Genomic DNA, 12,649 nt, shown 5'->3' with positions numbered 1-12,649 from the left:
GACTCCTTTTCAGGAGTCTCAATTATTTTTTTAAAGTACTGAGATACCACCATGTTCTTCAACAATGGCCTGTCCATCTTTGGTCATCAGGAAGTCAAGGAAAGCAAGAGTTGCATCATCAACCTTTGATTTATCATACATAGCCAGGAAGGGTCGTGAAATTTTATAAGTTTTATTTTTAACATTATCCACAGTCGCTTTTACGCCGTCAATATCAACGGCTTTAACGGTTTTATCAACAAAGGTTAAAGAAACATAACCAATGGAGTTTTCATTTCCGGCAACCGTACTTTGAACATTTCCATTACCTTCTTTAATAGTGGCATCAGGTTTGAGTTTTTCTTCAAAATCCGCTAATTCTTCAAATGCACCACGCGTTCCCGATCCATCTTCACGAGATACAACAACAATCGGTGCATCTGCTCCGCCAACTTCACTCCAGTTGGTGATTTCACCCATATAAATTTTTGCAACTTGTTCAGTTGTCAGGTTGGATACTGTGTTAGCTGGATTTACAACAACAGCAATACCATCAAAAGCAAAGACCAATTCGGTTAAGCTACCCTTTTCTTCGGTTTTTAAGTCTCGTGATGCACAGCCAAAGGAATAAGTACCCGCTGCTGCTCCTTTAATTCCGTCGGAAGAACCGGTTCCACTGTAGGTAAACTTGACTTCTGGGTTTAAGGCAGTAAACTCTGAACCAGCTGCATCAATGACCTTCAGCACTGATGTGGAGCCCCCACCGTTTATTTCTCCTGAAATTGCGTCACTGGTGGTTGCCGTTGTTGATCCTGAAGAACCACATCCTGCGAGGGTCAGCACCGTTGCACCGACTAACAATGATACTAAAACTTTTTTCAAACTTTTTGACATTTTTTTCTCCTTTAAATTTCCTTAAATTTCGTTGATTGCATAGCTATCTTACCAAATAAAAAAGACTAAAAGGTTTTGTGGAGGTAAAGAGATTGTTAATACTCTGTTAAATTGGCAAACAAAAAGAGAGGTATTCCAACCTCCCAATTTAATCCGATTGACTTTATATGGCCGTCCTTTCTCTCCAGCTCGACTGGATGGAGTAATATTATCTTTTATTAACGCTTCATTCTTTACGTTTATAAGGATCAGCAGGACATCCTTCTATTAGTCAAAGATTTCCTGAATCAATTCTTTTAGTTCTTCATACATTGCCAAACCCGCTAGGGGTGCCAATGCGTCCCGCACACCTTTGTAATACCAGGCCTGCTTTTCTTTACCTCTGACAAAAATATCCCAGACCTCTTCTCCGATTCTTTCGTAATCTTCTTTAACACTTCGCAGATTTGCCAGTTTATCGGCGCAGGCCAGCATCTGCATCTCCCGGGTCGCTCGGTTCTTGAGAAAATCGATGGTATTCTGCTTGCGTTTTTCCCAGGGCAACAATTTGTCTTCTGAGTCGGAGGCTACCAGTTCGGCCACTGCTTCTCCGAATTCCCGACGGATCGTTTCCAGACTGGTATCCGTGTCTTCCACCGTATCGTGAAGGAGTCCGGCACAGATCAGGGCTTCATTTTCTTCCGGATCCACTGTCTCACCGAGAATTTTAGCAACCTCAAAGGGGTGAGTGATATAAGGAATTTTGGAGCCCTTGCGAAAATGACCGTCATGGGCTTTGGCAGAAAATTCAATGGCTTTTGAAATGGACATAGATCCTCCTTGATTTTAAATCTTACCATACGTTTGATTAACGGGTGTGACAAATTAGACTGACAACTAAACAGGTGATCTCGGATCGCCCGTGCTAAACCATTTTACGCAATTTAATATAGACACAACAAATTAGCATCTGTTCAGAATTTTATTATAGACCACCAGCATATGGGGTTCACTGACATGGCTTGACAATTCATCTATCGTGATCCATTTAACCCCACTGTTTTCATCTGGCTTAATCACCAGCGGTTCATCTTCATAAGCCGATAGTAAATAGGCTACCGATAAATGCAAATGAGCCGAAACCGGTTGTTCATTTTTAAGATGACCAAAAACTGGCAAAATATCCAATGAGATAATTTTATCCGCTACGGCGGTTACTTGTCTTAATCCGGTTTCTTCTTTGGCTTCGCGGATGGCCACCTGCAGCAGATCCGGTTCACCATCAGCATGACCACCGGTCCAGGACCAGGATTTATAAATGTTATGATAAATCATTAACAGTTTATCCTGCGCTGGATTAAAAATCAAGGCTGAGCTGGTCAGATGGGCAATTTTATTTTCCCGAAGCAAGACATTCGGATTTTTTTTGATAAAGGTTATCATCGTTTTTTGATCAGCCTGCTCCTGGGCTGATCCGGGCTTAAACGCTGTGATGGCTGATAAATAATCCATAGACACCTCACTATAATCATTTCACGTGTTACACTTATTAAACCTAATAACTTAATTACTTGATCATTTAATTAGTAAAACCGACGAATCGGCTTCTTACGCGCAATGGTAACCGGCTTATCTTCGGCCAGGGTCACCTTTCTAGGCCGCCCCTTAATATTCCTTGTTTGCAGCTCTTTTAATACCTGAGGGCCTTTGTTATTTAGGATTTCCACAAAGGTGGATACATCGAGAATCGTGATCACGCCGATATCCGCAGCCGTCATGCCCTCCAGATTACAAAGAGTCCCGACAATATCCACCGCTCGCATTTTGGTCTTTTTACCGGCATTGATATGAAGCTTGGTGATTTCACTGACCAGATCATGGGCTTTGTCCAGCTTTTCCTCCGGTTTCTCCTGCATCTTTTCTATAAAAGCCGGTTTTAGTGAATGGACCGTAGCCAGGGTGGGACATTCCTTTTCAATAATTTCTTTGTCGGTATAATTCTCAATGTCCCGGAACAAGCGAACTTCTTTTGAGGAAACCAGGGTAATGGCTTTACCGGTAGTACCCCGACGGCCCGTCCGTCCGATGCGGTGGACATAAGTTTCTTTTTCCCAGGGCACATCAAAATTAATGACCAGTGAAATTTCATGGACATCAATCCCCCGGGCGGCTACGTCGGTGGCAATGAGATAGCGAAAAGCGCCCTTTTTAAAGCGCTGCATAACTAGAGTGCGGTCGTCCTGTTCCATCCCGCCGTGAATCCTTTCACAGGCCTTATTGTCCTTGCCAAGAAGATTATAAATAGCATTGACCCGTTCCTGGGTATTACAAAATATAATACAACTGTCAGGGTTTTCTACCACCAGCACATCTTTTAGTACATCCAGTTTATCTTCATGGCCAGTTTTATAAGCAAATTGTTCGATGGCATCAGTTCGTTTGGCCTCGGCCTCAATTTCAATGATCTGGGGATCATTCATATATTTTTTTGACAACCGCTGAATCTCATTTTCCAGAGTGGCCGAAAACAACATCGTCACTCGATTTTTGGGCATCTCATTGATGATCTCCTCAACCTGATCGATAAAACCCATATTTAGCATCTCATCGGCTTCGTCGATGACCAGATATTTAATCTCATCGGTAATAAAGGTTCCCCGTTCAATATGATCCATGACCCGGCCTGGGGTTCCCACTACCACATGGGTTTTCTGTTTCAGTTCTTTTTCCTGACGGCGAATCGGCGATTTTCCATACAGGGCAGATACCTTCACCCGCTTGAAGCGGCCAATGTTAAAAATATCTTCATGAACCTGCAGTGCCAGCTCCCGGGTCGGAGTCAGCACCAGGGCCTGCGGCTTGTTTTCTTCCCAATCTAAAAGCTCACAGATCGGAATCCCAAAGGCAGCGGTTTTACCACTGCCGGTTTGAGCCTTGCAGAGAATATCTTTTTTCTCTAAAGCAATCGGAATCACGGCTTCCTGAACCTTGGTAGGGGTTTCAAAATTTAGTTTTTCGATGGCTTTTAATAGCTCATCACTGAGTTTATACTGGTTAAATTTTTTATTTATCACGTTTTATTTCTACTCTCTTTTTATTTTTCAAATTAAAAAGCTGTATCCGCAAAAAAGAAGATACAGCTTGATTGATCACTTGACATTTAATTATAAACTATATTTATAGCATTTACAAGGGTTATTACTTACTTTAGACGATTAAGCCAGAAAAGATACTGTACATGATTACTTTTCTCTGCTTTTTATTTTAAAACTAATTTTTTCATCTATAAATCTTCCAGATTCCGACGACCATCCAACACTGAAATAATAAGGACCTGGGTCTGCTCAATCCTATGAATGATGCGCCAGGGAGAAAAAACTATTTCACGATCGTTAAAAAACTAAAGGCTTCCAAATTGTACCAAAAAACCTCATCAGCCAGGCTAATGAGGTTTTTTGCTCAAAACAAGCGGTAGAACTTTTTCTACCGCATCACGACCCTTATTCAATTTCAATTAATCGGGACTGTTCCTGTTTTACCGCTTTGGGCACTGTAATGGTCAAAACTCCATCTGTCAGCTTAGCCTTAATGTCATCAGAAGCCGCGTCGACCAGAAATACATTCCGGGTCATGGAAGAAAACTTTCTTTCACGATGAATATAATTCTTTTCATTTTCTTCCTTGAGCTCTTCCTTCTTAACTGAAATTTGCAGTTTTCCTTCGTCAAGTGAAACATTGATGTCACTTTTAGCAACACCTGGCATCTCTGCTTCGACAATGTACTCTTTTTCATTATCCTGCAAATCAATTTTGAAGGTGTCACCCGCCAAGCTTCTTCTCATCGGCCAACCCTCTGCAAAAAAGTCGTCTAGCATATTTTGGAAATCTTCAAAACCGGTATTCATCAAATCATTTCTTTTTCTGTTAAACGGAATCAGTGCTGTCACCATAACCACTCCTTTACATATTATATTTGTTAGCACTCTCTATCGACGAGTGCTAACTTTGATTATTTTATACCACTTTTTAAAAAAGATGTCAAGATGTCATGGTCGCACCTTTAAGATTCTTTTAAGCTGTTACTTGATTGACTTTTAGACCTCAACGTAAACGGTCAGACGGTTGTGAAATCGCTTGAACGTGTTACAAATGTAACTGTTGAGGAGCCAAAAACAATTTAGCATCTCATACCAGACAACCTGCCTGTTTCCCAACAGTGTCGAATCGGTTATTCCCGGATTCGCGGCCAGGTGATCTTCAAGAGTCATCACAACAAATCCCTGTTTTTTTAAGCTGATCCACAAAAATGGCATAGTTTTGGTGTCCGTTTGTAAGAATAACGGTGTTTACTTCTTCTTTTTCCGTATCCTTGTCTCCGGTTACAAAAATCTACAAAAACCATTCCATGCCAATCACTGCGCCTCTTAAATAGGTCAAGTACTTCCAATTATAATTATGGATGATTCTGAGCTAAGGTAATCATTCCTCTATATTCAAGTCGTATATCAACAACCGCATTACAAATCCTGAACTCGACAAAAGAGCGTACTTAGAACAACATCATCGCCAATAAATCACTGAGAAAGTTATATTCCTTGGCGCTTTTATGATCTTGTCTCGACAAACTATTTCTAATCTGATATAGTTAGAACTAATAAAAATTTGGAGGTATGAAATGAAAGATGATGAATTACTAAATGAAACCCCAAATCCAGAAGCGACTCAAACGGTAACTGCTGATAAATCCCAGGATTATGGTTTACTGGGTCTAACCGGTATGTTTATCATATTACTTGGTTATAATCTATTTAAAGGCCTTCCGATCAGTGATTTAAATGCAATGTTCTGGGGATACCTGGGGATGGCTTTTATTATCAAGTATCGACAGGAAAAAACGACCAGTAACCTGATTATCGCTATTGGCGGCATCGTCGCCTCACTTTCGGCACTTGCAAATTATATCCTTAGTACCTGGTAGAATAAGAAATCGGGTAGGAGGCTGACCATTAATTGATCAGCCGACCTCCCACACCACCGTACGTACCGTTCGGTATACGGCGGTTCCAGAGTTTACACGGTTACTTGCAGATAATAATCATAAAAATTGGGATATCCTGCCCGCTTGAGTCGATCATTAGACAGGGTTCTCATTAAGATTGGGCTATGGGCGGTTCGCCAATAGCCTTTTCTTGTGTTTGCCCACATCCACGCCCGTTTTTCGTCCAGTCCCAACTTTTTGAGATTGGTAAAGCGCGTTTTTACTTTCTTCCAGCGTTTCCAGATCACCATCCGGATTCGGCTTCTCATCCACTTGTCCAGCGGTTTCAATATATTTTTCATATCCGCCAGCTTGAAATAATTGACCCAGCCCCGCACGATTTGCAGCATTCTTTCTTTTCGTCTCTGAATTCCCATCCCATTACTGCGTCCGGTAATCTGTCGGATTTTATCCTTCAGCTTATCGATGCTCTGGGGGTGAACTCGCAACCTTCCCTGTTCCTGGTAGATATAGAATCCGTATCCGAGGAATTTCACTTTTGCGACGTTGGACACTTTCGTTTTCTCCCGATTAATACGAAGAAACAGTTTCTCTTCGATAAACGGGGCGATGTTCTTAAGGGTTCGTTCGGCCGCTCTCCGGCTCTTGCAGAAAATCATCAGATCATCAGCATACCGGACAAAATGGTGTCCACGACGTTCCAGTTCTTTATCGCATTCATTGAGCATGATATTTCCAAGAATTGGGCTGAGTGGACCGCCCTGCGGCACGCCTTCCTCACTACGCTCGAACACGCCACCTGACATGACGCCTGCGTTCAGAAATTTGTGGATCAGGGAGATGACCCGACCATCTTTGATGGTTTCAGACAGAATCTGAATGAGTCGACTGTGATTGACGGTATCAAAGTACCTTTCCAGATCCATATCGACGACGTATTTATATCCGTCGGTAATATTTTGCTGGCATTGTTTCAGGGCACCCTGAGCGCTGCGTTTGGGTCTGAATCCGTAACTGCTGTCTGAGAATTGTTGTTCGAATATCGGCGTTAACACCTGAGCGATCGCCTGTTGAATCAATCGATCCACAACGGTTGGGATTCCCAATTTTCGTGTCTTCCCGTTTTCTTTTGGTATTTCTACCCATCTGACGGGTTGGGGTTTGTATTTACCACTTCGGATGGCTTCAATGAGTTCATTCCGGTTTTCTTTCAGGTAGGGCAGAAGTTCATCTACCTGCATGCCATCTATTCCACCTGCACCCTTGTTTTTCTTCACCTGCTTATAGGCCAGGTTCAGATTATCCCGGGTTAGAATTTTCTCCAGTATTCCATCCGTCTGCTCGTTTGTATTGGTGATTTCGGTTTCAATTATCTTTGGTGATGCGCACACGTCTGCATATCTTTTCTGTTCCGCAGATATCTTTTGCAGATCGCCTTCATTATAAAGTTTTCTGTGTTTTATTTTATCACCGTCAGTAATCTTCATTGATCTTCACCTCCTCTGGTTCAGCCCTTCCTTCGACATCTAGATTGTCTCCGTACTATGGCTTCGGCTGACTTCTCACGATAAATCTTATTTCAACCGTATTTCATACTCTGTTTCCACACGTCCGTGAGATCTCCCCGGGTAAGAACGCAATCTTTCCTTCCATCTATCTGCCACATTTACACCATCAACTTCCGAGTAGTTTTGGGGCTTCAGTTTGTTAGGCAACCTTACCCAGTTGAACATGCCTGATGTGATTTCTGTTCGACAGACCGGAAGTTTGCCGCTGGCTTCCTTCAGATTCTCCGTCACCGGGGACACCCTTGCCTTAAGCTATGCACTTGGCACTACCTACCCGTGCTCGGGACTTTCACCCGTTAGATTGCGCCCATGCCGGGCGCACCTAAAAAAGCTGATCCGATTAATAAATAATCTGATCAGCTTTTTTGCTGCACTGGTACTTAACTTCAATTATAGAATTTAAGCTCTTAAAGACGAATCGCTTCTTTACTCAACCGTCACGCTCTTAGCCAGATTTTTAGGTTTATCGACATCACAGCCTCTGGCAACCGCCAGATAATAGGCTAGCAGTTGAAGATAAACAATGGTGGGAATGGCGGTGATATCATCGTCCATTTCTGGAATTACCCACACCTCATCGACCTCTGTGGCAATATCTTCATGGCCTTCCTGGACAATCGCCAGGACATGGGCGCCTCGAGCCTTGACTTCTTTAATATTGCTAAGCATTTTTTCAAAAACATTTTCCTGGGTGCAAACCGCCACAACAATGGTACCGTCCTCGATTAGTGCGATGGGGCCATGTTTAAGCTCGCCGGCCGCGTAGGCTTCGGAATGAATATAGGAAATCTCCTTGAGTTTTAGCGAACCTTCCATGCTGGTATAAAGATCAACACCTCTACCCATGTAAAAGAGATCATATATTTCATGATTTTTATCGGCAAACGCTTTAATTACGGCCTGGGTTTCCAGGGCTTTTTCGATGAGTCCCGGGGTCATCATCAGACCATGGCAAATCCGAGAGCCTTCTGCCTTTTCCATTTTCCCGTTAAGTTCTCCTAAAAACGAGGCTAACATCATCATGCAACCCACCTGAGTGACATAAGCCTTAGTCGATGCCACAGCGATTTCCGGCCCGGCATTGGTATAGATCACATCATCGGCTTCCCGGGCGATCGAACTTCCGACCACATTGGTCACCGCTAAAACCCAGGCCCCCCGTTCTTTAGCCAACCGGATAGCAGCCAGCGTATCAGCGGTTTCGCCGGATTGACTGATGACAATCAGTAGAGTGTTTTTATCCACGATTGGATCTTTGTAACGATATTCTGAAGCTGCCTCGGTTTCCACGCTGATCCGGGCAAATTTTTCAAAATAGTATTTGCCCACCATTCCGGCATGATAAGCCGTACCACAGGCAACAATCTGAATGCGGTTGATGTTTTTCATCATCTCGGTATTTAGCTTAAGACCGGCGAAGGTTACGCCACTTTCACAGCATCGGCCCATTAATGTTTCCATCATGGCTTTGGGCTGTTCCACCATTTCTTTAAGCATAAAATGATCATAGCCGCCTTTTTCCGCGTCTCCGGGATCCCAATCGACGGCGAAAATTTCTTTTTCGATGATCTCACCATCACTATTCATTACCTGGATAGTGTCGGCGGTAAGCACTGCAATTTCGCCGTTATCCAGCAGATAAACTTCCCGGGTATAGTTTAGAATCGCCGGAATATCAGAAGCGATAAAATTCTCGCCGTCTCCCAAACCCACAATCAGGGGGCTATCTTTGCGTACAGCCACAATTTTATCCGGCTCATTAGCGCAAAGAACTCCCAACGCATAAGAACCCTTTAGCTGCTGCATCGCCATTTGAATCGTCTTGACAATGTCCCCGGTATACAGCTCATTAAGCAAATGAGCCACTACTTCCGTATCAGTGTCGGAAACAAACACGTGGCCCCTATCTTTAAGCTCGTTCTTCAATGCCATATAATTTTCAATGATGCCATTGTGCACGACGGCAATCTCTTGATTAACACTGGAATGGGGATGGGCATTGGCATCAGAAGGAACCCCATGGGTCGCCCAGCGGGTATGGCCAATGCCAACCTGGCCGGAAAGGGTTGCTTTTTCCAGAGCATCTTCCAGATTTATAAGCCGTCCCTTTTTCTTTTCGATCCGGATGATGTCATTTTCCAGCGTTGCAATTCCGGCCGAATCATAGCCCCGGTACTCCAACCGGGAAAGACCGTTAATTAAAACGTCCTGAGCCTGCTTAGCTCCGATATAACCTACTATTCCACACATTTTTTCACCTGTTTTCTTTTTTTATGCCATCTTTGTCCTAAAGATCACTCTTTAGTTTTTTATGACAATTCTCCAGGGCATCCGCCGAATTTTCGATACTCCCTGACCTCGTCAACTCAACCTTGTGTGGACCAACACTTGAGTTCTGGCGCTTCTTTGTTGTACTTTGGTTTTGGCCCATTATTATCCCCAAATACTAACTCGATTATTCTATCATAAAAGCACTTTTAACACAAAGAAATGAGGACCTAAGCCCTCATTTCTTAATCAATTTTTAATGATTTTCGCTATTTATTCGAATTATGCCACCACAGGCCGCCCCACGGCTTCGATTGAATCGCTCAAACGTGCCTCAATCAATTGAGCCAATTCTTTTGCGATCCGGGTTAGTTCGTTCTGATCTTTTCCTTCAATCATCACCCGAACCAGTGGTTCCGTTCCTGAAGGCCGAATCAGTACCCGCCCCTGTCCGTGAAAATGGGTTTCGACCTCTTTGATCTTTTTTTGAATCTGGTCGTCACGCAGGTAATCCTGTTTTCGTCCATTTTCAACCCGGGCATTCACCAGAATCTGGGGATAAACCGTCATGAGATCTCCCAGTGTTTTGGCATCTCGTCCATCTTTTTTTAGTAGTTCCAGCAAAACCAACGCTGTCAGCATGCCATCTCCAGTAGTATTATGATCCAGCAGAATAAGATGGCCGGATTGTTCCCCACCGAGATTATAATCCCCCTCAATCATGGCCTCCAGTACATAACGATCACCCACATCGGTTTTGATCGTCTGGCATCCGGCTTGATTCAGGGCGATATCCAGACCGATATTGCTCATCACCGTCACCACAACCGTATCCTTTTTCAGCCGGCCACTAGCCTTCATCCGACTGCCAATGAGATTCATGATCTTATCACCATCAATGATATTCCCATGATTATCCACGGCCAGACACCGGTCAGCATCCCCGTCAAAGGCGATACCGATATCAGCTTTTTCTTTTACTACCCGTTGTTGAAGCGGTGTAAGATGCGTCGAACCGCACCCGGCGTTGATATTTTTTCCATCTGGTTTATCACCAATAACGATAACCTCTGCTCCAAGGTCACAAAACAATGCCGGTGCAATGTTATAAGCAGCACCATTAGCACAATCCAGTACCACCCGAAGCCCATAAAAATCTGTTTCAATTGCTTTTTTGATATGGTTGAGATAGAATACTTCCGGATTTTCCAGTGTCTGAATACTACCACCATCTTTTAGCGGCACGACCTGACTTTGTAAAATAATTTCTTCAATTTCGTTTTCCACCGCATCCGCTAGCTTAAAGCCCTGACCATTGAAAAACTTGATCCCATTAAACTCATAAGGATTATGAGACGCCGAGATCACAACTCCGGCATCGGCCTTAAGCGCCCGCGTAATAACTGCCACGGCCGGCGTTGGTAGCACTCCCACCAGTAGCACATCGCCGCCCACCGCGAGAATTCCCTTAGCTAATGCCATCTCTAGCGGCGATCCCGATTCACGGGTATCCCGACCGATGACAATCTTTGGCCGGTGGGCATTTCTGCCTAATACGCTGGCTCCCGCCTGACCAAGGCCATAGGCCAACTCCAATGTTAAATCCTGTTCATATATACCACGTACACCATCGGTACCAAATAATTTCCCCATCTATTATAACTCCTTCGATTGTATGCTCATAAACCAAAACTAATAAAATTTAGCGACTAAAATAAAAAACCTTATCTTTATTTTATCGGCAATACCAGCCTTTTATTAATTATTTTGCAGTGCATCCCTTTATTTTCTCATGCAAATGTTAAAATCTCACCTATTATACCGCAGGACTACCGAAATTCAAAATGTTTTATGATTCCGCCTCCAAGTACCCGGCGTCCCTGATAAAAAACCAGGGCCTGACCAGGGGCTGGTGCCCGCACTGATTGCCGACTGTGAACAATCGCCTGATTGCCAGGTAGCCGTTCAATCTGACCACGGTAGATATGACCCCAACGACAGGTTTTAAAGGAAAACTCCTGTTTGGTAAGGTCAACGTGAGGATGCACAAATAGTTGATCCACAAAAATCCGATCTTTAAACAAAACCTGCTCATCATCAAGAACAACGGTATTTGTTTGCGGCTCAAGACCGACCACTGCCCATTTTGTGTTTGATAAAAGACCAAGCCCCCGCGTTTGGCCCAGAGTAAAGTTTTGTATCCCTTTATGCCGCCCTAAAATTTTCCCCGAAGAATCCACAAAAATACCAGCTTCGGCGGGCTGTGATCCAAAAATTGCTTGTTTTAAAAAAAGTTGGTGCCCTTTTTTAGGGATAAAACAAATCCCCTGGCTTTCCGCACCTTTTGAAAGTTCCGGTAAAAGCTTCTTAATCATCCCGCGTACCTGATTCTTGGACTCAAAAGCATTCAGCGGAAAAATCAGTTTTTTAAGTACCTCCTGGTTAAGGTGATACAAAAAATAGGATTGATCCTTTCTGGCATTAGGGCTGGCCCATAATTCATAACTGTTGTCCTTTTTTTTGACCTCGGCATAATGACCGGTGGCGATTGCAGCCTGATCATTAATCTTTGCAAAATCACAAAGCAGCGGGAATTTCATGGTCTGATTACACAGCATGCAGGGGTTCGGGGTTTCGCCGTTTTTATACGCATCAATAAAGGGCAAGATGACATTTTTTCTAAACTGATTTTGTGCTTCCAGTACATGATGCTCAATTTGAAGATTCTCGGCCACCTTTTTTGCGGCCGTGATGGTTTGTTCTGAACTTAAAAAATTGAAGGTTACGCCAATAACCTCGTAACCTTCACTTTTTAAAAGACTTGCCGAGGCAGCACTATCAATACCGCCACTCAGTCCGATTATTACTTTTTTCTTTTTCACGGTTATTTTCTTTCTATTCATATTAAGTGTCGGGATCAAGTCCTCGTATTAAATGCTGCTGCTAAATACCACGTTAAACA

10 protein-coding genes are annotated in these 12,649 nt (G+C 43.4%); 1 reads left to right on the top strand and 9 read right to left on the bottom strand.

The features are described 5' to 3' along the window. Positions 1–30: 30 nt before the first annotated feature. From U2P91_RS14805 to U2P91_RS14785, 5 genes are all read right to left on the bottom strand, one after another. Entirely contained in the window at positions 31–873 is an 843-nt protein-coding gene (locus U2P91_RS14805) for a phosphate ABC transporter substrate-binding protein (RefSeq protein WP_111887514.1), read from the bottom strand. 267 nt (positions 874–1,140) lie between these two features. Further along, the gene (locus U2P91_RS14800; protein ID WP_322519912.1) at positions 1,141–1,683 is read right to left on the bottom strand and encodes an HD domain-containing protein; all 543 of its coding nucleotides are present in this window, start codon (positions 1,681–1,683) and stop codon (positions 1,141–1,143) included. Between the two features lie 132 nt (positions 1,684–1,815). After that, positions 1,816–2,364: an NUDIX hydrolase gene (locus U2P91_RS14795; RefSeq protein WP_322519911.1), complete on the bottom strand. Its 549-nt coding sequence runs from the start codon at positions 2,362–2,364 to the stop codon at positions 1,816–1,818. Between the two features lie 71 nt (positions 2,365–2,435). After that, entirely contained in the window at positions 2,436–3,926 is a 1,491-nt protein-coding gene (locus tag U2P91_RS14790; protein ID WP_322519910.1) for a DEAD/DEAH box helicase, read from the bottom strand. 426 nt (positions 3,927–4,352) lie between these two features. Continuing rightward, positions 4,353–4,802: an Hsp20 family protein gene (locus U2P91_RS14785; protein WP_322519909.1), complete on the bottom strand. Its 450-nt coding sequence runs from the start codon at positions 4,800–4,802 to the stop codon at positions 4,353–4,355. Positions 4,803–5,527: 725 nt separating this feature from the next. Between U2P91_RS14785 and U2P91_RS14780 the strand changes: the two genes are divergently transcribed. Continuing rightward, positions 5,528–5,830, top strand: a complete 303-nt coding sequence (locus U2P91_RS14780) for a DUF6442 family protein (RefSeq protein WP_111887530.1) — start codon at positions 5,528–5,530, stop codon at positions 5,828–5,830. A 92-nt stretch (positions 5,831–5,922) separates the two neighbouring features. Here the strand turns inward: U2P91_RS14780 and ltrA are convergent, their stop codons facing one another. From ltrA to mnmA, 4 genes are all read right to left on the bottom strand, one after another. Next, entirely contained in the window at positions 5,923–7,338 is a 1,416-nt protein-coding gene (gene ltrA, locus U2P91_RS14775) for a group II intron reverse transcriptase/maturase (RefSeq protein WP_322519908.1), read from the bottom strand. A gap of 507 nt (positions 7,339–7,845) precedes the next feature. After that, positions 7,846–9,669: a glutamine--fructose-6-phosphate transaminase (isomerizing) gene (gene glmS, locus U2P91_RS14770; protein WP_322519907.1), complete on the bottom strand. Its 1,824-nt coding sequence runs from the start codon at positions 9,667–9,669 to the stop codon at positions 7,846–7,848. A gap of 300 nt (positions 9,670–9,969) precedes the next feature. Beyond that, the gene (gene glmM, locus U2P91_RS14765) at positions 9,970–11,340 is read right to left on the bottom strand and encodes a phosphoglucosamine mutase (protein ID WP_322519906.1); all 1,371 of its coding nucleotides are present in this window, start codon (positions 11,338–11,340) and stop codon (positions 9,970–9,972) included. A 176-nt stretch (positions 11,341–11,516) separates the two neighbouring features. Next, positions 11,517–12,569, bottom strand: a complete 1,053-nt coding sequence (mnmA, locus tag U2P91_RS14760) for a tRNA 2-thiouridine(34) synthase MnmA (protein ID WP_322519905.1) — start codon at positions 12,567–12,569, stop codon at positions 11,517–11,519. Between the last annotated feature and the right edge of the window lie 80 nt (positions 12,570–12,649).

Origin of the sequence: Acetobacterium sp. K1/6, from assembly GCF_034438075.1 — a bacterium.
Taxonomy (GTDB): domain Bacteria; phylum Bacillota; class Clostridia; order Eubacteriales; family Eubacteriaceae; genus Acetobacterium; species Acetobacterium carbinolicum.
The sequence above is the reverse complement of the archived record's forward strand: the minus strand, read 5'-3'. Positions and strand labels throughout refer to the sequence as shown.

Coding starts and splice junctions, on each gene's coding strand:
- U2P91_RS14805 (WP_111887514.1), bottom strand. CDS start 873: ATGTCAAAAAGTTTGAAAAAAGTTTTAGTATCATTGTTAGTCGGTGCA.
- U2P91_RS14800 (WP_322519912.1), bottom strand. CDS start 1,683: ATGTCCATTTCAAAAGCCATTGAATTTTCTGCCAAAGCCCATGACGGT.
- U2P91_RS14795 (WP_322519911.1), bottom strand. CDS start 2,364: ATGGATTATTTATCAGCCATCACAGCGTTTAAGCCCGGATCAGCCCAG.
- U2P91_RS14785 (WP_322519909.1), bottom strand. CDS start 4,802: ATGGTGACAGCACTGATTCCGTTTAACAGAAAAAGAAATGATTTGATG.
- U2P91_RS14780 (WP_111887530.1), top strand. CDS start 5,528: ATGAAAGATGATGAATTACTAAATGAAACCCCAAATCCAGAAGCGACT.
- ltrA (WP_322519908.1), bottom strand. CDS start 7,338: ATGAAGATTACTGACGGTGATAAAATAAAACACAGAAAACTTTATAAT.
- glmS (WP_322519907.1), bottom strand. CDS start 9,669: ATGTGTGGAATAGTAGGTTATATCGGAGCTAAGCAGGCTCAGGACGTT.
- glmM (WP_322519906.1), bottom strand. CDS start 11,340: ATGGGGAAATTATTTGGTACCGATGGTGTACGTGGTATATATGAACAG.